This is a genomic window from Shewanella sp. 0m-6 (genome assembly GCF_052977325.1).
Window position 1 is genome coordinate 40,467 of the sequence record NZ_JBRIMD010000024.1, and the last position, 21,129, is coordinate 61,595.

At 42.5% G+C, this 21,129-nt stretch carries 15 protein-coding genes; 11 read left to right on the forward strand and 4 right to left on the reverse strand.

The window, feature by feature from the left end; translation table 11 throughout:
* The first annotated feature begins 3 nt into the window (after positions 1 to 3).
* The gene (acnD, locus tag ACVBJC_RS16135) at positions 4 to 2,640 is read left to right on the forward strand and encodes a Fe/S-dependent 2-methylisocitrate dehydratase AcnD (RefSeq protein WP_447161926.1); all 2,637 of its coding nucleotides are present in this window, start codon (positions 4 to 6) and stop codon (positions 2,638 to 2,640) included.
* Positions 2,641 to 2,999: 359 nt separating this feature from the next.
* A complete protein-coding gene (prpF, locus tag ACVBJC_RS16140; RefSeq protein ID WP_447161925.1) occupies positions 3,000 to 4,247 on the forward strand; it encodes a 2-methylaconitate cis-trans isomerase PrpF in 1,248 nt (415 codons plus the stop codon).
* 162 nt (positions 4,248 to 4,409) lie between these two features.
* Here prpF and ACVBJC_RS16145 read toward each other — a convergent pair whose 3' ends face one another.
* Entirely contained in the window at positions 4,410 to 5,066 is a 657-nt protein-coding gene (locus ACVBJC_RS16145) for a hypothetical protein (protein WP_447161924.1), read from the reverse strand.
* Positions 5,067 to 5,407: 341 nt separating this feature from the next.
* Here ACVBJC_RS16145 and ACVBJC_RS16150 point away from each other — a divergent pair, with 341 nt between their 5' ends.
* From ACVBJC_RS16150 to ACVBJC_RS16175, 6 genes are all read left to right on the forward strand, one after another.
* Positions 5,408 to 5,710, forward strand: coding sequence for a YkgJ family cysteine cluster protein (locus tag ACVBJC_RS16150; RefSeq protein ID WP_447161923.1), 303 nt, complete (start codon positions 5,408 to 5,410; stop codon positions 5,708 to 5,710).
* A 901-nt stretch (positions 5,711 to 6,611) separates the two neighbouring features.
* Entirely contained in the window at positions 6,612 to 7,445 is an 834-nt protein-coding gene (locus ACVBJC_RS16155; RefSeq protein ID WP_447161922.1) for a class I SAM-dependent methyltransferase, read from the forward strand.
* On the forward strand, positions 7,442 to 8,539 hold the full coding sequence (locus ACVBJC_RS16160; protein ID WP_447161921.1) for an HNH endonuclease: 1,098 nt from the start codon (positions 7,442 to 7,444) through the stop codon (positions 8,537 to 8,539). The genes ACVBJC_RS16155 and ACVBJC_RS16160 overlap by 4 nt, the downstream gene beginning before the upstream one ends.
* Positions 8,540 to 9,066: 527 nt before the next feature.
* A complete protein-coding gene (locus tag ACVBJC_RS16165) occupies positions 9,067 to 11,172 on the forward strand; it encodes a hypothetical protein (protein WP_447161920.1) in 2,106 nt (701 codons plus the stop codon).
* Between the two features lie 497 nt (positions 11,173 to 11,669).
* The gene (locus tag ACVBJC_RS16170) at positions 11,670 to 12,173 is read left to right on the forward strand and encodes a hypothetical protein (protein ID WP_447161919.1); all 504 of its coding nucleotides are present in this window, start codon (positions 11,670 to 11,672) and stop codon (positions 12,171 to 12,173) included.
* A gap of 170 nt (positions 12,174 to 12,343) precedes the next feature.
* Entirely contained in the window at positions 12,344 to 13,117 is a 774-nt protein-coding gene (locus ACVBJC_RS16175) for a hypothetical protein (RefSeq protein WP_447161918.1), read from the forward strand.
* 557 nt (positions 13,118 to 13,674) lie between these two features.
* Here the strand turns inward: ACVBJC_RS16175 and ACVBJC_RS16180 are convergent.
* The gene (locus tag ACVBJC_RS16180; RefSeq protein ID WP_447161917.1) at positions 13,675 to 15,345 is read right to left on the reverse strand and encodes a glutathione synthase; all 1,671 of its coding nucleotides are present in this window, start codon (positions 15,343 to 15,345) and stop codon (positions 13,675 to 13,677) included.
* Positions 15,346 to 16,112: 767 nt separating this feature from the next.
* Here ACVBJC_RS16180 and ACVBJC_RS16185 point away from each other — a divergent pair.
* On the forward strand, positions 16,113 to 16,664 hold the full coding sequence (locus ACVBJC_RS16185) for a DUF1090 family protein (RefSeq protein ID WP_447161916.1): 552 nt from the start codon (positions 16,113 to 16,115) through the stop codon (positions 16,662 to 16,664).
* Positions 16,665 to 16,836: 172 nt separating this feature from the next.
* Here ACVBJC_RS16185 and ACVBJC_RS16190 read toward each other — a convergent pair whose 3' ends face one another.
* A complete protein-coding gene (locus tag ACVBJC_RS16190) occupies positions 16,837 to 17,919 on the reverse strand; it encodes an AI-2E family transporter (RefSeq protein WP_447161915.1) in 1,083 nt (360 codons plus the stop codon).
* Positions 17,920 to 18,201: 282 nt separating this feature from the next.
* Here ACVBJC_RS16190 and ACVBJC_RS16195 point away from each other — a divergent pair, with 282 nt between their 5' ends.
* Both ACVBJC_RS16195 and ftsZ read left to right on the forward strand, forming a co-directional pair.
* Positions 18,202 to 19,230 carry a helix-turn-helix transcriptional regulator gene (locus tag ACVBJC_RS16195; protein ID WP_447161914.1) on the forward strand — a complete coding sequence of 343 codons (1,029 nt, stop codon included), beginning with the start codon at positions 18,202 to 18,204 and terminating at the stop codon, positions 19,228 to 19,230.
* A 42-nt stretch (positions 19,231 to 19,272) separates the two neighbouring features.
* Positions 19,273 to 20,472: a cell division protein FtsZ gene (gene ftsZ / locus ACVBJC_RS16200; protein WP_447161913.1), complete on the forward strand. Its 1,200-nt coding sequence runs from the start codon at positions 19,273 to 19,275 to the stop codon at positions 20,470 to 20,472.
* Positions 20,473 to 20,658: 186 nt separating this feature from the next.
* Here ftsZ and ACVBJC_RS16205 read toward each other — a convergent pair whose 3' ends face one another.
* Positions 20,659 to 21,000 (reverse strand): hypothetical protein, encoded by a 342-nt coding sequence (locus ACVBJC_RS16205; RefSeq protein ID WP_447161912.1) that lies wholly within the window; start codon positions 20,998 to 21,000, stop codon positions 20,659 to 20,661.
* Positions 21,001 to 21,129 lie beyond the last annotated feature (129 nt).

Consider the following 21,129-nt stretch of genomic DNA (forward strand, 5'->3'; position numbering starts at 1 on the left):
ATCATGACTGATATCAACACCCAATACCGAAAACCCTTGCCAGGCATAGAATTAGACTATTTTGATACTGAGGCCGCCGTTAATGCCATCAGCCCTGGCGCTTATGCCAAACTACCGTACAGTTCGCGTGTCTATGCCGAGAACCTAGTGCGCCGCTGCTCACCTGACACATTAACCGATTGCCTAACACAGATCATCGAGCGTAGACGCGATCTTGATTTTCCTTGGTATCCTGCACGCGTGGTGTGCCACGATATTCTTGGTCAAACCGCGCTGGTGGATTTGGCAGGTCTACGTGATGCCATTGCTGAAAAGGGCGGCGACCCATCAAAAGTAAACCCCGTGGTACCGACACAGCTGATTGTCGATCACTCGTTAGCCGTTGAACACGCTGGTTTTGAAAAAGACGCGTTTGAGAAAAACCGCGCCATTGAAGATAGACGTAATGAAGATCGTTTTCACTTTATCAACTGGACCAAAACGGCGTTTGAAAATATTGATGTGATCCAGCCGGGTAACGGCATTATGCATCAAATTAACCTAGAGAAAATGTCACCTGTGGTGCAGTCCCGTGACGGCGTAGCCTTTCCCGATACCTTAGTCGGAACCGACAGCCACACGCCACATGTCGATGCGCTGGGCGTCATTGCTATCGGCGTGGGTGGACTAGAAGCGGAAAGCGTTATGCTAGGTCGTCCATCTTATATGCGTCTTCCAGATATCGTGGGGGTTGAGCTGGTAGGCAAACACCAAAGTGGCATTACCGCAACCGATATCGTGCTGGCGATTACCGAGTTTTTGCGTAATGAAAAAGTGGTATCGACGTACCTTGAGTTCTTTGGTGAAGGTGCAGCTAACCTCACCTTAGGCGATAGAGCAACGATTTCAAACATGACACCAGAGTTTGGCGCCACGGCTGCCATGTTCTACATCGATGACAAAACCATTGATTACCTCAAGCTGACCGGACGTGACGACAAACAAGTGAAACTTGTGGAAACCTACGCCAAACAGGCAGGACTTTGGGCCGATACCCTTGAAAATGTTGAATATGAACGCGTGCTGCGTTTCGATATATCAAGCGTTGGGCGTAACATTGCTGGTCCATCAAACCCGCATCGCCGCGTTGCTACTGCAGACCTTGCCGCTAAAGGCATAAGTGGTGAACTTGAGGATATGACGGGTGACAAAGCAGGCTTAATGCCTGACGGCGCCTGTATTATTGCCGCGATCACCAGTTGTACCAACACCTCTAATCCGCGCAATGTGATTGCCGCAGGGTTACTTGCACGTAACGCGAATGCAAAAGGATTGACGCGTAAGCCGTGGGTAAAAACCTCATTGGCACCGGGGTCAAAAGCGGTGCAACTGTATTTAGAAGACGCCAACTTGCTTACAGAGCTTGAGCAACTGGGCTTTGGCATTGTCGGTTTTGCCTGTACCACTTGTAACGGCATGAGCGGCGCGCTTGATCCGAAAATTCAGCAAGAAGTCATCGACCGTGATTTGTACGCAACTGCGGTACTTTCTGGTAATCGTAACTTCGACGGTCGAATTCACCCTTACGCCAAGCAAGCTTTCTTAGCGTCACCGCCATTGGTGGTTGCCTACGCTATTGCTGGCACAATTCGTTTTGATATTGAAAAGGATGCACTGGGCCAAGACAATGACGGCAACGATATTTTACTTAACGATCTTTGGCCATCAGATGAAGAGATTGATGCGGTGATCGCAAAAAGTGTAAAGCCGGAGCAATTCCGTAAAGTATACGAGCCGATGTTCGACCTTAAAGTCGACTATGGCGACGATAACCAGCAGAAGGTTAATCCTCAGTACGAGTGGCGACCACAAAGTACTTACATTCGCCGCCCGCCTTATTGGGAAGGCGCACTCGCAGGCGAGCGCACTATGAAGGGAATGCGGCCGCTTGCAGTACTGGGCGACAACATCACCACCGATCATCTGTCGCCATCTAATGCAATTATGCTCGACAGTGCTGCTGGCGCGTATTTAGATAAAATGGGTTTACCAGAAGTCGACTTTAACTCCTATGCGACTCACCGCGGCGACCATTTAACCGCCCAGCGCGCTACCTTTGCTAATCCAAAACTGTTTAATGAAATGGTCACTAAGCTTGGTAGCAATGGTGAAGTTGAAGTTAAGCAAGGCTCTTACGCACGTATAGAGCCAGAAGGCATTGAGTCACGCATGTGGGAAGCGATTGAAACTTACATGGCGCGCAAGCAGCCACTTATCATTATTGCAGGTGCCGATTACGGTCAAGGCTCGAGTCGAGACTGGGCCGCAAAAGGAGTACGCCTTGCAGGAGTTGAAGTGATTGTTGCCGAAGGTTTTGAGCGAATACACCGCACTAACTTAGTCGGCATGGGCGTATTGCCGCTTGAGTTTACCAATGGCGCTAATCGTCACACCTATCAGATTGATGGCACAGAAACCTACGATGTGCTGGGTGAACGCACGCCGGGCGCATTGCTAACGGTGATCATGACCCGCAGCAATGGCGAAGTGGTTGAGATCCCGGTTAAGTGTCGCCTCGATACCGCAGAAGAGGTATCAATCTATGACGCGGGCGGCATACTCCAGCGTTTCGCCCAAGACTTTTTGGAGTCCTCAACATGAGCCTTCAGCGAAATAAATAGAGAGTCTTCAACAGAGCCTTCAGCGAATGAGAGAGTAAGAAGTCTTCGGCTAATTAAAAGTTGGAGCAATGGTTTAGCTACAGAGGTAGGAAACGATATTGCAATGTAGATGAGACGCCGCAAGTACATCCTTGTAGGCTCTGCGGTGGCATCTAAGCCAAAAAAGCCACCGAAGCTCATCTACTCAGCAATATCGTCGACTAAATTTAACGCTTTCTACTTTGGCCATGCTAGTTAGTGCGGGACCGAATGAAAGCATGTCTCAAAAGAGTCATGGCTGATTTCGGACTCGTTTGTTAGTGAAATAACCAGCTATCAAGCATTCAAACGGTAAAACACATGACCACATCAACTGAATCAAAACCAAGCAAAGCATTTGCCCCGCAAATTAAAGTCGCAGCCACCTACATGCGTGGCGGTACCAGTAAAGGGGTATTTTTTAACTTAACAGACTTACCAAAAGAGGCGCAGGTCGCAGGTGCTGCCCGTGATGCATTGCTACTTAGAGTGATAGGCAGCCCCGATCCTTACGGCAAACAAACCGACGGCATGGGCGGTGCAACGTCAAGCACTAGCAAAACAGTTATCCTTGCCAAGAGCGAACGCGAAGATCACGATGTCGATTACCTATTTGGTCAAGTCGCTATCGACCGTCCTTTTGTCGACTGGAGTGGTAACTGCGGTAATTTAACTGCTGCAGTGGGGTCATTTGCCATCAGTAATGAGCTCGTTGATAGAAGCCGAATACCAGAAAATGGCATTGCCGTTGTGCGAATTTGGCAAAAAAATATCGGTAAAACCATCATAGCTCATGTACCCATCACCCACGGAAAAGTGCAAGAGACTGGTGATTTTGAACTTGATGGTGTCACGTTCCCCGCAGCTGAGGTGCAAGTTGAGTTTATCGACCCCGCCGATGGCGACGGCGCAATGTTCCCAACCGGCAACTTAATCGACAACTTAATGGTGCCAACTGATGTGGTACCAAGTGGTGTTTTGCAAGCCACGATGATTAACGCGGGGATCCCGACGGTATTTATCAATGCTGCTGAACTGGGTTACACAGGTGCAGAGCTACAAGATGCGATTAACGGTGACGACACAGTATTAGCCATGTTTGAAACCATACGTGCCCATGGCGCAGTGCAGATGGGGCTGATTAACCACATAGATGAAGCGGCGAGTCGACAGCATACGCCTAAGGTCGCCATTGTTGCTGACCCTATCGATTACACCTCATCAAGTGGTAAAGCCATTTCAAAAGAGGTGATAGATTTAAACGTACGAGCACTGTCTATGGGCAAACTGCATCACGCCATGATGGGCACTGCTGCCGTCGCTATAGGCACAGCAGCCGCGATTCCCGGTACGTTAGTGAGTATTGCCGCAGGTGAGGGTAAGCGCGTTGCAGTAGCTGCTAGAGTCAATAAAGGCTTTGTCACCTTTGGGCATCCTTCAGGTACACTTAAAGTGGGCGCACAGGCGAGCCTGATTGATGGACAATGGAAAGTTAACAAAGCCGTCATGAGCCGCAGCGCGCGCGTACTGATGGAAGGATGGGTAAGGGTGCCGGGAGATACCTTTTAACGTTGAGGATGGATTTCATGAGTGGAGCTCTGAAATATCTATCTCAGATTCAAGCAAAGGCGTCGGGCTCAATTGAAAGTTTCTGATTGAAAGCCATGATTTAAAGCAATGATTAAAAGCCATCATTCGAGTCTTCTCAATGATGGCTTTTGTATATTAAGCTCACTTTGCCGCAACCTCAGCATTGGTGTCACCCATATAGAACGTGGTGTTAAAAGGATTTTTAAATACAAAATGCCTATCGGTTATCCAAGTAAATTCGCTAATAAAGTAAAGGTAGTTACCGGTTGAACTTTCGTCAGCAGGCTTGGCATTCTCTGACATTGTTACCCATTGGTTATCTACCTTTTTTTGTATAAATGAACTTGGCTCTTGTCCATTGTAGTAGCCAGAAAGTCTGTACTTACCATCCGGAGAGTAAATTCGTAGTTCTGGCGTTTCATCAATGTAACGACCATCGACCATAGATATTACCGTGTCAGATTCATGGCCACATGTAAAATACAGGCTCTGCTCTTGAGGGTAGTACGCATTGAATAAGCATTCATCATCGAAATGCTCAAGTTTAATAATACGCTCTGCGTTGCTATTTTTTATCTCTAAATAACCGTCTAGCACTAAGCGACCAGAAAGAGAGGCCATTAATTGTTTTTGGTCAGTAATTTTTTCAATCGAGGGTTGTGGGTAAGGCTTACGTTTGGTCATTTCATTATGATACGCCTCTTCTGAGATGGTCATAATGTTGACTGTTAGCTCGTTGGCAAAGCTTGTAGAAATACTCGCGATAAACAGCGAGGTGATTGCGATAATAGCCTTCATTTATTAGTTTCTAATCAATAACGTTAATATTATCAATCGATTATGCCATAAGTGATACAAGTGTCTATCGGATTAACTAACGGTATCTAAAAATGAGATGCATGACTACGTTTAAGCGTAGCGACCTGATTTCATGTTGTAACCTGTAAAATTCATATTAAAAGCTAAGCTGACACTCGATATGAGTGCTAGCTCATAGCGATAAAACAACTCACACCAAGCAAAGTAAACTTAAATAAGGCCGTTAGTAGAGCGGTTATAAGAACGAGAAAGAGCAAATAAGTCGTGAAAACTGCAGTTTTAGCGTATCCTAGCAGCCATTAAATTTAATACTGCTGTTTATGAACATTGACGTAAAAGATATATCCGATCCCGTGATCAACACCGAGATCACCTGCTCAAATTGCCAAGCGTGTTGCTGCCGTTTAGAAGTCATGATAGTGACCGATACTGGCGTACCAGATGAGCATATCAGTGTCGACGAATATGGCGCCGAAACCATGTTACGCCTTGATGACGGTTGGTGCTCTGCAGTTGATAGAGACACCTTAATGTGCACTATCTACGAAAACCGCCCATGGATCTGCCGACTGTTTGAAATGGGATCTTACGAGTGCATCAGTGAACGTAAAGACCAAGTCTGAGCTAATACATATTAGCGACTAGGCTTAAGCATTAACATTTAGCAGTAACCTTCAGCAATAACATTTTTCTTTTGCATAAAACTCATTTAGAACGAGTGAATGGTTATGCCAGCTAATGTAAACCCAGATAACTAATGTAAACCCAGATAACTAATGTAAACCCAGATAACTAATGCAAAACAAGATAACTAGTTTAAAATCAGATGCTTAAGGGTATGCGTTTGAGCTTAGATAAGTGAAGCCTAAATGTTTGAGTTCAGATGTTTGAGCTTAGATGTTTGAGCTTAGATAATTGGAGCTTAGATGTTTGAGTTCTGCCAATGATAGTGGCCATCGCAACAATACAAAATACGCGACGGCCATTGCTGACTAGTTAATAAACGATGACGGCACTTTCTTGGCCGTTTTTGCGGCTTTCTTCTCTTTAGCAGTTAAAAGCGGTTTCTTTTTAACGTTCTTTTTACTGTCTTGTCCTTTACTCATGATACTTACCACCTAATGTAAAGTAATGAACCTAAAGTTGTCTTTTCATCAACTAAAGGCTTTTTGTTTCTCAAAATAGCTTTGTATAGCGTAAAACTCTTAAGTAACTACTCCAGTATGTTCCTATTGCAGAGCAATAGATAGCGATACATTCCCCGCCAAAAATTCCGACTCTTTAGCGATAAATCTCGGCTTGTTATCACACCTCAAGAATTTCGTGAGTTTGATCAAACTAAATAGATATAAAGTCATGAACCGATTATTCTTTTTGCTAACGTAATGTGCTAATTTGATTGCAGTAATTATCGGTGCAATGAATCTTGAACCTTTCTAGATTAACCTCGATTCGTACCAAGATTGATTCAGAAGTGATGACCTAACAAACGAGCTTAAGCGAGTAACACAAGGGAATGTGCTAGTGATCTCAGAGCAAAAACAACGCAACACAACTAACTTCTATAACATGCATGCGGCTAAACTTGCTGAGCAGTATGACTCTAAAACCTTTAAAGAAGTCCATGCTAGTTGGTTTCATCACTTAGCCGATATCTTCGTGTCTCACAGAAAATCCAATCAAACGCCGTTACAAGCCTCATTAAGTGAGCAAGCCTGCTTAACTCATATGAGAGGTAATGTAAGAGTTAATGTGTTAGATATTGGCGCGGGCTCAGGCCGAGATGTTAAATACTTCGCAGAGCAGGCATCCGAGCAGCAAGCCGTAACTGTGTATGCTGTCGAGCCCGCACATGAACTGGCTGCAATAGGCCAAAAACTTATTCAAAGCCTTAACGTCACGTGGTTACAGGATTCATTACCAGAGCTTAACGCGCTCGCCACATTAGATACGTTAGCTAAAACGGATGCGCTAGTTACAACAGGGCTGCGTTTTAAGCTGATCCTACTGAGCGCCGTATGGATGCACATCCCTGCATCAGAGCGTTTACAATCCTTGAATCGATTAACACAACTACTAGAACCTACAGGCAAGCTGATCATCACACTACGCCATGGCCCAAGTGGCGATGAGCGAGAGATGCATCAAGTGAGTATTGCAGAGCTTGCAACAATGAGCGCTAAAGTGGGGCTGACAATAATCGATAGTGTTACGGCAGAACAAGACAAGTTAGGACGAGCCGAGGTGCATTGGGAAACCGTTGTTTTACAAAGATCGACTATCACCAAGGAGCCCCCAACAGGCGAGGTTGTTTCACTAAGTGATAACGCTAACGCCTTATTAGGTGAAAATGTATGAGATTAGATTTTGCACCTCAAGTAGATGCTCAACTGCAAGTTGATTTCATTACCTATTTACAGCGTTTATTGGTGGAAGGCGATTTTGTCGCTACATACAAATTTGCACTGCTACACGCACTTGCTGATATCTGTATAGAGCGACCACTACACAGTGATGTGACAGCAAACCTGCACGATACATTAGACAGCGTTATTACCATCGATGAGTTAGTAGTGAAGTTCATCGAGCTATATTGGCAACACTCGCTGCCTTATCACGGCGTTGATAATAACCCCTTTATTCTTTTACAAAATTCCGGCGAACAATCTGCATTGGTCAGAGATTTAGCGGCATTTCGTCAGCAAGGCATACGCACGCTTAATCAGCTAAAACAAAATGCTGGCTGGAACAAACTGGTGAGTAAAACCCGCAATACATTTAAACAAGGGCCGCTTTGGCGTTTACAGCTTCTTTCGGGTAAAGAGGAATGCTTTTACTACAGGCACGATAAGTCTCAAAAGTATATTGTACTTAAACCAGGTATCGCCTTTTGTTTTAGACGTTTTTACGACCTTGTTGTATCGCTTTCAAGAACGCACTGGACACAAAAGGTCAGCGCCTTTCCTGCAAACTATGCGGTACTTGGTGGTAAAGGCAACTTGTCAGATTTTTTATTTGGTAGCGACCGGAGCTCGATTATTAGTGCAAGACCCGTATTTGAACAGATCCAGCAAGGAAAGTGCTTCTACTGTAATAAGCCGCTAAAAGAGAGCGAACATAACAAGGCCGAGGTCGATCATTTTATCCCGTGGGCGAGATACCCCAACGATCTAGGGCATAATTTTGTACTAGCGCATCGCAGTTGCAACAATGCCAAACGCGACCACCTAGCAGCGCAAGAGCACAAAGATCGCTGGCATGAACAAAACATCATTCAAAATGAAAAACTGATCACAACAGAACTCAGCAACTACTTTGTGTGTGAAAGTGGCCGCTCAGAGGCGATTGCCGCATGGGCTTATCAGTTAGCGCTGCAAAGTGAATCATCTTTGTGGCTGGCGGGTAAGCAATTTGAAGCTGCGATTAATGATGACAAGGTTCAGCTGACTTAGTTGGGTTTAGAGGTCGATGAAAGTTGGCGAAGAACATAGGGATAATTCACGTGAAGCGGTTAGCTTTAGAATGTTAATGCCCCAAAGTTGGTTAGCCTTCAAATGAAGATTGATTACATTTATTTTTGGGTTGGTGTTATCAAGTAGAGTGTTTGAACTTGTAGCTTCATGGCTATCAATCGCCTGCAGCGGGCGTATGTGCAGACACTGCTGAAGCTCGCCTCAAGTACGTCCGTGTAGACTCAACGAAAACATCCCTGTTTTCGACGGCTTCAGCCGAATCTACACTGGGTAATTGGTGCCTTCATTTGGGCCGTATAAGTTTGATTGCTAGCTTGGAAATGCCCCATTATGAGTCTCAACAGTATGGACTCTGATTTATTTGACTCTTAATTTGACATACTTTTCCTCATGAGAGTAATTGTAGAAGAACCATAATAGGTGGAAGTAAACGCAACAGATTTCATCTGTAAAATCAGATACTATAAGAAAATCAGTATATATTTAGCAGCCTTTGTAAGGATCGTATGAAAGAGCAGAATAAATCAGAACATAGATTTACCATGACAACTTCAGATTCAAGGACTTTGGGAACTATTGATAGTCAAAACCCAGAGGCTGTAGATATTGGTCGTAAGATTCATGACTCCCTACAAGCGCTTCCACAAAGAATTGCACAAGATGTACTTAAAGATGTACAGGCTAAAATTGATTCAGGGGAAGCTTCAGAAGCAATATCTTTATTAATCGAGAACAACTTCTTCTTATCAAAGCTTAAAGATAGGAAAGTTTTGGATATCATTGGGTCAATCGATAGCGCTGGACTAGATAAAGAATCTAGAAAGAGACACCTAAATCTAGGACTTGCGTTCTCTTCACATTTGGGAGAATTAGACCAAGCTGTACATTACATTGAACGACTAGAAAGTGAGTTTTCAGATAGCTTAACTGATTGGGTCTTAGATGCTTTTATTGTTGAAAAAGCAAGGCATGCGAAGCAACAAGAAAAAAGAAACCTAGCGGTTATATTGTATAAGGGTCTAATCAATAAAGATAACGTCAATGCTGGCCATTTAGCCGTTACTTATCAAGACTTAGCTTCTCTATCCTGTGCAGATGAAGACAAAGGTTATTATCGTAAATTAAGTGCTGATAAGTATCTTGAGACAGGTAACAAGAAAGCAGCTATTGCTAACTTGTTAGCACTGTCGAAAATACAGGCCAAGAGTAATCCGACTATTGCTTTAGAAACATTGGAAACCTGTATAAAGCTAGTATCTTCAGGTGATTTACTTGAACGTCATGGTAAAGCTAGTCTGTTACAGGATAAAGCGAATTACCTATATAGGCAGGGAAAGAAGAAAGAGGCATTAGACACAATAGAAGAGGCTTTTGAACTAGATGAGGGTATTTTCGGTGCTGAAATAAGCCTACATGCCTCATATAGTTTAGCATCTTTATATGCAAATGAGTTGGGCATTAATGACAAAGCTAGCCTTTATAAGCAAAGTGCTATTGGTATCGCTTCAGGCATCACAGATAAGTTATTCATCCTACAAACCAAAGTAGCGGAGTTCTATGAAACTAATGAACAGATAAGTAAGTCTCTTTTAGATGAAATCTTGAACTTTGGGAATTCTGGTCTTATAGGTACTGTCTTACTAAAAGAATCTATTAAATCATCTAACTCTACATCAGATACCTTTGAACTGTTGGATGATGCTCTTACTCATTTGGAAAAAAGAGATGATCGAGGCCTAATTGATTTGGTTCACTTTCAATTTGGTCTGGTTTATCACAAGCAAGACCTTAAAAATTATGCGGAAGAAAGTTACTTAAAGTCGTTGGAGACTAATCCATTCAATTATTCAGCAGCAAATAACCTTGCAGTCCTTTATATGGAAGGTGATAACTGGGTCAAAGCGGAAAATTTCTTAAAGAAAAGAATTGAGCTACTAGGCGAGCTTCCAAACCTTTGTTATATCTGCGGTAAGGCACTTCAGAAACAACATAAATATCTTGAGGCTTTGGAATACTTAAATAAATCGACTTCAGAGATTGAGGAGTTAAAAGATTTAAAAGAAGAATGTATTGCAAATATTCCAAAAGCAGTAATAGCGACAGACTTTAAGCCCGAGTTGTTTGTGCAAATAACTAGTGATGATATTCTGGCTGCACTGAAAGAGTTTTCAGAAGCGATATCGAAAAATTCTAGGATGCATTTTTGGACTTTTGATAAGTCTAATGGCAAATATAAATGGAGTTCTAGGCCCGAAGAGATAGCGAAACAATTACTCATCCAATCTCTGTCAGCAAAGTTTGGTAAGGACAACATAGAAATCTTACCAGAACAGCGTGCTGGAGCGGGTTTTATAGACTTATACTTGTTATTTGGCGGATTAAAAGTTGTTGTAGAGCTTAAGATGTGTGGTAATGGTTACACAAGTTCATATGCCATATCTGGTGAAGATCAGATCATACATTATCAAGAGAATACTGGTTCAAATTTAGGATACTTAGTGGTATTCGATAGTAGAGCGAGGGACTATGCTAAAGGGTTTAAAGATCTTCAGGTGGTTGGGAATAAAACAATTTATTCAATCGCGGTTGATGTGCGTAACAATGTCAAATAGTACTTTTGTAGTGGGTGAGTTAATTTGGCCACTAGAGTAGAGATTTTGTAATACCCTTGGTAATTCGTGAGGTGCTAATTTAGGGGGCAACTAGGAAATATCCATAGGTGTGTCAGCTAGTCCCTACGCTGACACGGTTCTGCCCCTTTATTAGCTAGAGTAAAAGCTTATTCTCATTCTGTTTATACGCGTTTGCCTTACCAAAACTTATCCGTAGGAATGTATGCATCTAGAGCTTCTGGTGATACTGTTTTTTGTAAGCTCTGCATCCCAATTATGTTGCTAACTAACTGATTATAGTATGTTACTATAAAGGCAAGGCTGTGTTCTAGAGAACGAAAAATGGCGGTGAAAAATTTAGTCGAATTCAAATATTTGAAAGAGATCTCGCTGAAGCATTATTATGCTATCAAAATGTTCATGTGATAGCCCCGATAAATAACAGCTACTAGAAAGTAGGAAATACTCATAAAATACTGATTAGGAAGTAAAGTTTCATGAAAACCCTCGATATACCTAGAGCTAAGAAGTTATTGGTGTTTTCAATCCTTTTAGGGTTTGCTCTAAGCCTTCTACTTGGATGGATTACCGATAATAGAACATGGTATATCCTGTCATTTCTATCCGGTCCATTCGTTGTTCCAATTCTATGGGGATTTATTGAGGGGTATGTTGGAAAAATCAAAATAAAAAGCTTGGAAGGAAAGCTTTGTTCATCATTATATTTAATAGTTGCGATCTTACTTCTACTATCGGGTATAGGTTTAGTTACCTCTCAGTCATACAACTACTTACGATTTGGAAATTGGGAAATAATTTCAGTTGTAGATGGCCTAGCTTTGATAGAATTTAACTGGGCAGTTGATCCTAAAGACTGGCTTGGTGTTTGGAACATCTTATCTAAAATCCCTTTATCTCTTATTCTTTGTTTATCATCTTTTTACGCATTCCATCTATCTGATACGTGCAAAAATCTTAATAGAAAAAGGACAATGAAATGAGCTATAACTTTGCCACACCTAAGTTAATCGGTGAATTACTAAATTAGCTGCGCACTTCTACTTACAGGTTACGAGAAAATTTTACTTATGAACACCGTGGTTTTCCGAGAGGGTTACATTGGCAATAAGCCAAACTCACCACAATTGGGCTCCTGAGGCATTGAGAATCAATGGAATACTATATAATTACAGCCGCTTCTTGTTTTATTATTGGTTGCTATGCTGCTTACCGCTTTCTTCTATCTGTTGATAAGTCTAAATATGAAAGTGAAGTGATGAGACTTTCAAAGATAGATAAAGACGCTGAATTCAACTTTTGGCCTGGAATTATGTACGATAGAATTTCAAAGGGTCGCAATAAACAACACCCATATTTATCTGCTATTGATAAATTGTATATTTCAAAAGTTGATAACCATCTTGAAATATATGGCGCACGCACACGAACAGGGGAAATTGAATTAGACCCTAATCCATTGTACTTACCACTTGAAGATATCGATGCCAGTGAATTGGCTAAAATGGGTTCATATCTGGTTGATTTAGCACATAACATTGACCCTGATTTAATCGGTGAAGTGAGAGAAGATACAGAATATGATCCTGAAAATACTAGTGTCCAATATTTAACTGAGGAGCAGAACAATATGGAGGTACAATTAGTCCAGAAAGTAATAATAATTTGTAAGTCTCTAGAATGCTTAACAGATGATATTAATGACGAGTATAGTCAAAACAGAATTATTGAACGTATAGAAAAAGCTAAAGAATATTTGGAGGGTATAACCGATGAACTCTATTTCGGAGCAGCAACTCATCAAATAGTCAATATTCTTTATAAAGCAAGAATGTTCAATGAGGCTCAGGAGCTTTTTGATAAGGTATCTGACGATTTATTACGTGAGGAAATAAAGGCTGATAATCCAAATCTCGAAATCTCATAACAAGGCGCTACATGTTGGGATGTGGTAAAGAAATCTCCTATTATGTAAAAAACGCATATAAAGTGACACCTTCATCACGGCCAAGAATTTTGCGTTACCGCATATCTGATAGCCATACTTTCCCTAATGGCAGTCGTTGCTTTCAAAGCTTAAGCTCTAACCAATTTCTGTCCAGAAATGAGTTTGTAACATCTGAGGCAGCTAATTCAGATAGATGAATAATCAGATGTCGATGCGGTTGTGGGCTTAGGTTTCAAGGATGAAACCGCAGAGCGGCCAAGGACGGCTTTATAGCGTCCCACAGAAGTAGTGACATGTGAGCTTACTACGAGCTGTTGCCTTTCTTCGTGGCCTCTGTGTCCAAATAACATCTGTGTTTAACGGCCAGTTCGCTATCCCTAGCTCTCGCTTAGTTGCACATGGCTTCGCCATATTCGCCGTGGTAAATGGCTATTGTTCATTAATTAGTTAGAACTCCTTACTTCAAGAAAATAGCCAATTTGTGTTGGCTATTTTCTTTTATCACTATCTCTATTTTCAATTGCTAATCACTAAACTCAGTCACTAAAAACCAGCGAATCTAATACTCCCATGCCGCTGTGCACGCCGCCTTCTGTGGTGCGGGCTGATTTACTTCTGATCAAGTAACCTGCGTAGGCTTTTTTGTCGGTCGCTTGTTCGTTTAAGATTTTCTCGTCTAAATTTTTAGTGGCTACTATTTCAACGTCTACTTTTTCAACAGATAATTTTTTTACATCAATCGCTGCAGCGCCGTCGATATGAACGGTGAACATGCCTATTTCGCTGATTAAGTCATCGACTTGATGTAACTCACCTTTGCGAACGGTTAACGCGGTTGTGGGTCTTGCTGTTGGGTGCAATCTTCGCATAAGTGACCAGGCTTGATATTCGCTGGGGCTGAGTTCCATCAGCTTTGGCTGTATATCATCACTAAATATGCAGTGGCCGCCACCTTCGCCTTGGTTTTTAAGTACCCAATCATCAACGCTGCTTTGAGATATTAAGGCTGTGCTGTCTTTGGTGACCGGGCGCATTTCGCCAAGTAAGCCTTTAACAGTTGTGGCCTCATCTAGGGTTAAACCAAATTGGGTGAGGGCATCGGGCGCCATAGATGACAGTAACATCTGTACCCGTTTGCTGCTGGCAAGCTGTTGGCTTACGGTGGCGTTTACGGCTACTCGGTGTTTTTCGATAAAAATTCGAGTTTGCATTAATGCTTCGCAGCATACGCGGCTGATGATGTCATTGGCATGATAATCACTATACTGATAGCCCGCGCGCAGGTATACGGTATCGATGGGGCCGACACCTTCTAATAACAATCTGTGATTTTTACCGGTTGAGAGTTTGTCGTGCAATTCGCGAAAAGTATGTCTGACCGTTCTAATCCCTTTAGCTTGTAGTGCATCTTCAAGCAGATGTTGGTCGTACACGTTGTCTTCGTTTTCTTGTACCACCATCAAAAATACCGGCGGGGTATTTTCAATGCTATCGATAACGTTATCGTTAACGCTATTTGTAAACTCGTGTTTAATCTTAAACGTCGCGTTGGCAATACCTTGAGATAAGCGTTCTATGGCCTGGTTTGCGACAAGTTCAGTGCCTTGATGGCTTGACCACTGCTTAAATTCATCTGGCCATTGCTGTTGTAGGTATTTATGTAATTCATGGACTCTTTGACCAAATGGTCCCATACCTGCGGCGATGCCGTTGAACTCAATGAGCTTAGGCCCTAAAGCGGCATCATCCATAAAGTCACTGCGCATAATTAATAGCGGCAATCGTTTAGCGCTGCTTTCATTGGTACTTATTTCATTAGCGCTATTTCCACTAGTAGCGTCGCTGTGCTTGTCGGCATTATTTGAATCACGATTTTTAGAACGGCTATGGCAACAGTTATTAGCGTTATCGGGGTCATGGATTGCATCATGCATCTCGAGTAAGGCTTTAAAGAAAGGCTCGCCTGAGGTGATTGGCGCGATAGCATGACTTAAAAATTGATGATCTTCTGATGCGAAGTGAACTAACTTACCTAGCAGGTTGACCGAAGCGACTAAGTGTTGAAAACGTTCACGGCTAATGGCGGTTGGCGTAAAGCTAAATGCGGTGTGAGACGCTGAATAAGGCGTAGTTTTAATTACCATGCCATGGGTTATCGCCCATTCTATAGCGTCTTGTGAAGCTTGTTTGGTCGTGTTGTTAATCATGTTTGCCACCCGTAAGGTTTTTGATTTTAGCTGTGAGTACGCCGAATTTAGACATTCGTGCGTGCATTTACTTTGGCACGTTAAGCTGAGATGTGTATTTTAAATTGCTGCAGTGATGTCAGTTTAAAAGAACAGTTTAAAATTTGCATACACCGATAGATAAATCAATACATACAGCGATAGATAAATCAATACATACACAGATAGATAAACATGGGCACATAAGGATAGAGTATCAAGGCATACACTGACGTCATGCAGGCGTACTACACAGGTGCAATACCGCCGTTATAAATCCACCTCATACACAGGTGAAATAGGCTAGCGCAGTACACTAGAGCATTACCCTAGAACAGTACTCTGGCGTGGTACATTGGCGCAATACTCAAACCTGTACATCCGATATATAAGTTTACTCTGTAGGTGTTTTAGTAGGTGTTTTAGCTCTGACTTTTATTTTGATATATTTCGGCCTATATCGAAATGTAGGTTTGTGGTGTTAACTTGTCAAACTAAATTTCGATAAACGTGGAATTGATTGTAATCAGTAAAGTGCTTTGTTTCGGTTGATACTTTTGTCAGAGAGAGTAAGTTAATGATACACAGCAGTTTGTATTATCATTTGGCATTTTTATCTGCACAATCATCTGCTATTTGGCTGTAAATCAGCTGTTATGTTTAACTCTTGGCTCAAGTTTTTAGCGCTGTTTAACAAGAAGTTTTCGCTACTAAATGGACGTTTGGTAATGCAGTGTCTATAAAACAGTATGAGTAATTTTTTTTATTACAAACCAAGTTGTCGATATCGTACTAGGGAAATTTTTATGAAAAACAAAACATCTAGTTTATTTTTAGGTTTTACAATGAGTTGTAGCGTACTAACCTTTGGTCTTGCCTCTGCTCAAGCAGCCCCTGCTGAGAACTGTGCTAATTTGGTCGGTTGTGCTGAGAGAAGTTGTAAGATTGAAGCCTTAATTGTGAATGCAAAAGCTAAAGGCTACGACAAAATGGTGGCTCAGTTGCAGTCTTCGCTTGAGCTTGTTAAAGCGAATTGTACTGATAAAGGCCTTAAGAGTGATTTACACACAGAAATTGCAGCAGTGCAATTGCAACTTGAAAGCTATCAGGATGAATTAAAAGCCGCAAAAGCGGCAAATAAGCTCGAGCTATCTTATAAGTATGCGCAAAAAGTCCTAGCTGAAAAATACAAGTTAGCGCAGCTCAAGCAAGAGCTAGCAAGAATGAGCAACACAGAAGTAACGAAAGAAGTAACTGATCAGGCTACAGAAGATGCTAATCAAATAATTGAAGCTTTTTAAACTTAAGCCTTTAAAATCTGAGCGTCTAAAGCTTAAGCTGCCCTGTAAAAATATGCCCCTTAATACAAGGGGTATATTTTTACAGGGCAGTGTTAAGATAAAGGCCTGCTTCAACTCCCATCCTAAATAATCTACCTAAAGAAAGCTGTAGACTACAGCTTACCTTGCGGATTTATTCTTTATCTTGTTGATCGATAAAGTCCTTAAACTCAATCTCATATAAGCGGGCTAACACTAAGGTGACCGCAAAGATGATTGGGCCATAGACTAAGCCTATTAGACCAAACAGCTGTAAACCACCGAGCAGTGAGAAAAATAGCAGTAGGGTGCTCATCCCTGTATTACCTTGCATAAGCCAGGGTCTGAGAAAGTTATCAATTGAGCCAATCACCACTACACCCCAAACAATCAAAAATAGCGCCCATTGCCAGTCACCGGTGATGAATAAATAAATCGAGGCTGGCAGCCAGATCATCGCGGTGCCCACAAACGGAATAAAGGATGCAAATGCCATCATGGTGCCCCAAAATAACCCCGAGAACCCGGCTAATGCCATTGCGATGCCGCCTAACGCGCCCTGGGCTAACGCTGTAAGAAATGCACCTAACACGGCTGACTTGGCGACCACACCGACTTCATTGAAGATTAGCTCTTCTTGCGAGCGAGATAATGGAATGATGCGGCGGGTATTTTGGATGATTTTTTCTTGATCTCGCAAAAAGAAAAATAATACGAATAACATCAAGCCAAAGTCTAAAACGGTATCTGCTATATCGCCGGCAATGCCGGTACTGGCACTTAACAAGCTACTACTTAGTTGGGTCACTTTTCCTGCTGCTTGTTGCACGAGCTCATCAATTTTAATGGTGTCAAATGGCAGCCACTTATTTAATAAGGCCATTGCGCCCTGAATAGAGGGGTGAGAAAGAAAGCTTTTGGCTCCTCCTTCAGTCAGCCACTGATAGGCATTACTCATAAAGTTAATGCCCTCGTTCATTATCGCCATTGCCACAAACAGTAATGGCAGCAATACCATCACGGTGACCAATGTACATGAAAACACTGAAGCCAGATTGGGCCGGTTAGGCATACGTTGCTGAATGCGTGCGTGAAGAGGGAGAAATAATATCGAGACAATAAACCCCAGTACGATGGCGCCTAAATATGGCTCGACCAGTAAATAGCAAACATAGAAGGCAATTGCTAACGCAAATAGTAATGCCAAGTGGTGCGGTTTGAGTTTAAGGCTACTCATCAAAAAAGCTCCCAAATAAAAGCAAGGTAGAGGGTTAAAGATTGATTATGGGCTACAGCAGCATTTAGTCAACGCTAACAATGGCTTCTGTTACTCTGCATGTTTGCTGAACTCGACGGTTGTGTTTCGTGACACTGCAGCCTTGTAACGGCTGTGCGCTACTGATTTGCATCGAGTTTATGGGTGACTTTTACTGATTTGGATATAAAATCATATTCCTGCGTCATAACTTGTCGTAGCTGTGTATTAAGCTAAACCCACTGCAAATTTTGAGAACATTTGATGCAAACCAATATTCCACGCCAGCTTGCAATGCTTGAGCAAATACCCCGCCAACCAAGACGGATCTCGGCCATTGCTTTGACTGAAAAACTTAACGATCGCGACTATGACGTTGGCATACGAACGGTGCAGCGAGAGCTAAAAGCGATGCACGATATGGGGCTGTTTGGTTTAGTGCTTGATGATAGGTGTAAGCCTTTTGGCTGGTCTATTGCCGCCTGCTGGCGTGGTCTTAACTTAACCTTGATGGATCAGCATATGGCTTTGGCGTTTCATACGTTAAAGCATAGCGCTAAGCAATTGTTACCGCCGCAAAGTGTAAAGCAGCTGACGCCCTATTTTGAGCGTGCTGATCAGGTGTTGGGGGACGATCCTGATAACCCCTGGCTTTACTGGGCTTGTCGAGTCGCACAGTTACCTGAGCCTTTGCCTATCTCTTACGCCGAACACGATCCCAAGTCACTTGAGATAGTGCAAGAAGCGCTCTTGAGTAAACGCCAAATAGCCTGTGAAATTCAGCGATTTATTAAAGGTAAAAGCTATTGGATTGACTACCGACCGATTAATGCTGAAGGAATAAAAATATCGGGGGGCGTGATTATGCTGGCCTTTACGGTAGGCACGTCTCACACAAAGCGTTATGCAAAACCCATTAATTTGCTGCGAAATATTCGTTTACTTGAAAGTACCTCTATTACCCGTGATGATTTTGATATTGCGCTGACTGGCGAGGCGAGTAAAACCACGCCGATTAACATTGAGCTGCTTCTCTCGCCGTCTGCAAACCTTATTCAACGTAATGCGCGTTTGAGTGATGATCAATGTATTGAGCGCTTAGAAAATGGCTATTACCGCCTTAGTGCCAGCGTGGATGATACGCCCAAATTACGCGAATTTTTATGGGGAATGGCCGACAGTGTTGAGGTGATATCACCACCTAAACTTCGCGCTCACTTCACCCGTTTAATTAATAAAGTAAACATGCGATATCAAAACGCTACGACGGAGTCTGTCGCAGCCGCAGGTTAATCTCTTTGGCACTTGTTAAGGTCAATACCAAGGATATGTTCTATGTTCGATATGATTACTCAACATAGCCACCCCCCTCGCATAGCGGTATTTGGCGTAGGTGGCTGTGGCTGTAATACCATAAACCAACTCAGTCAGGCATCTTTAGGTGACAACGTGCAACTAATTGCGGTGAATACCGACGCACAATCTTTGGCAATATCGGATTGCAGTACGCGTCTGCAGATAGGCCTTGAGGCGACTAAAGGGCTGGGCGCTGGTGCTAGGCCTGAAAGAGGCCATGAAGCGGCTAAGGAGTCACAAGCGCAGCTAAGGGAGCATATTGAACTGGCTGACATTATTTTTATTACTGGAGGTATGGGCGGGGGCACTGGGACTGGGGCGATTCCGTTTATGGCCTCTGTTGCCACAGAGCTCAATAAACCTTTGGTGGCGGTCGTGACCACACCTTTTAGTTTTGAAGGGCATCAACGAGGACTGCTTGCTAAAACGGGCGTAGATCAGTTGATGCAGCATGCCAATGCGGTCATTGTGTTGCCGAACGATAAATTAATACAAACCCTTGATAAAAACGTGAGTATTACTAACGCTTTTTATGAAAGTAATCGCATTCTTCAAGATGTATTGCAGGGGCTCACCACCACCATTAGTCAGTCGGGTTTAATTAATATCGATCTTAATGACTTTATCGAGGTCATAAGCCATCCCGGTCGCGCCGCGATGGGGGTGGCTAAACAAATGCCAGGCGAAGATCTTCAGCTTACAATCAGTAAGGCGTTAAAAAATCCACTACTAGAAGATATCGCACTTTCTCGGGCAAAAGGTGCCATTGTTAGCGTTATGGCTACCGAGAATATTGAGCTTAATCAATACAACAGTATTGGCGAAACCCTGCTGCAGCAGCTCGATCCTGGTGCCTTAGTCATTATTGGCTTAACCATAGTGCCAGAACTTGAATGTGAACTAGAGTTGATGGTAATCGCAACGGGAATGCAGGAGGCTAGCGGTTTGCTAGAAGCTAATGAGACACATGAGATAGAAAAAACAGAAGAGATAGAAGAAATAGAAGAGTTACCGCAGAAGAAGGTGAACCCACAGCCACATAAAGATCGTTTTGCCTCATCTGAACTACTGAATCTACATGATTTTTTAAAAGAGAAGTCGGCTCGAACAAACCATTATGATCACCTTGCATCAGAACTTGAGATCCCAACCTATACCCGCAACAGAAAACTAAGCTAGCTTAAGTTGAGTTAGGTTGAGTTAGGTTGAGTTGAATTAGGTTGAGTTGAATTAGGTTATCTGTTTATCGTCAGCAACAAGGCTTAAACAAGATAACCCCTTGCGGGGTTATCAATTTCGGTAAGCTGAGCTGGTAAGTTTTAACAGCTTAGCAAAGTCGCGTTGATCTACTTTTACGAAATCGCATTAATCTACTTTTACGAAATCACTTTCACGAGCAAATTTAATGGCGTCGTCACATAATACGACTTGTTGTGCTTGATTAGCACTTTGAAATCTAGTCATGTAAGCATCTAATGCTTGGCTAGTTTCTTTAGACATGATCATCTCTTCAATGCCTGCATTTCTATGAGCCATCATAGACTGACCAACAATAGTGCCTTCAATTTGCATATCATGTTCAGCGTAAAACGATGTGCAAATCATCAGACTTGCCATGCCAAGAGCAGTATCTTTGTCTAGGTTTTCTGCACTAGCAGTACCTGCGAATAAACAACTTAGAAGACCTGCAATTAGTACTTTTTTCATTACGGTAACCCTTTTTATCATTCCAATATTAGATAAGTTATCTAGATGATATTACATAGCATTTCTATTGATTTTGGGCTGCTATGCACTTGTTATTGAGGCTATCATGCAGTTATCGCTAGATATGTG

Excerpts from the sequence above, each read along its gene's own strand:
- ACVBJC_RS16190 (WP_447161915.1), bottom strand. The coding sequence starts at position 17,919 with ATGAGTAGCCTTAAACTCAAACCGCACCACTTGGCATTACTATTTGCG.
- ACVBJC_RS16205 (WP_447161912.1), bottom strand. The coding sequence starts at position 21,000 with ATGAAAAAAGTACTAATTGCAGGTCTTCTAAGTTGTTTATTCGCAGGT.
- ACVBJC_RS16160 (WP_447161921.1), top strand. The coding sequence starts at position 7,442 with ATGAGATTAGATTTTGCACCTCAAGTAGATGCTCAACTGCAAGTTGAT.
- ACVBJC_RS16170 (WP_447161919.1), top strand. The coding sequence starts at position 11,670 with ATGAAAACCCTCGATATACCTAGAGCTAAGAAGTTATTGGTGTTTTCA.
- ACVBJC_RS16165 (WP_447161920.1), top strand. The coding sequence starts at position 9,067 with ATGAAAGAGCAGAATAAATCAGAACATAGATTTACCATGACAACTTCA.
- ACVBJC_RS16150 (WP_447161923.1), top strand. The coding sequence starts at position 5,408 with ATGAACATTGACGTAAAAGATATATCCGATCCCGTGATCAACACCGAG.
- ACVBJC_RS16180 (WP_447161917.1), bottom strand. The coding sequence starts at position 15,345 with ATGATTAACAACACGACCAAACAAGCTTCACAAGACGCTATAGAATGG.
- ACVBJC_RS16195 (WP_447161914.1), top strand. The coding sequence starts at position 18,202 with ATGCAAACCAATATTCCACGCCAGCTTGCAATGCTTGAGCAAATACCC.
- ACVBJC_RS16175 (WP_447161918.1), top strand. The coding sequence starts at position 12,344 with ATGGAATACTATATAATTACAGCCGCTTCTTGTTTTATTATTGGTTGC.
- acnD (WP_447161926.1), top strand. The coding sequence starts at position 4 with ATGACTGATATCAACACCCAATACCGAAAACCCTTGCCAGGCATAGAA.
- ACVBJC_RS16185 (WP_447161916.1), top strand. The coding sequence starts at position 16,113 with ATGAGTAATTTTTTTTATTACAAACCAAGTTGTCGATATCGTACTAGG.
- prpF (WP_447161925.1), top strand. The coding sequence starts at position 3,000 with ATGACCACATCAACTGAATCAAAACCAAGCAAAGCATTTGCCCCGCAA.
- ftsZ (WP_447161913.1), top strand. The coding sequence starts at position 19,273 with ATGTTCGATATGATTACTCAACATAGCCACCCCCCTCGCATAGCGGTA.
- ACVBJC_RS16145 (WP_447161924.1), bottom strand. The coding sequence starts at position 5,066 with ATGAAGGCTATTATCGCAATCACCTCGCTGTTTATCGCGAGTATTTCT.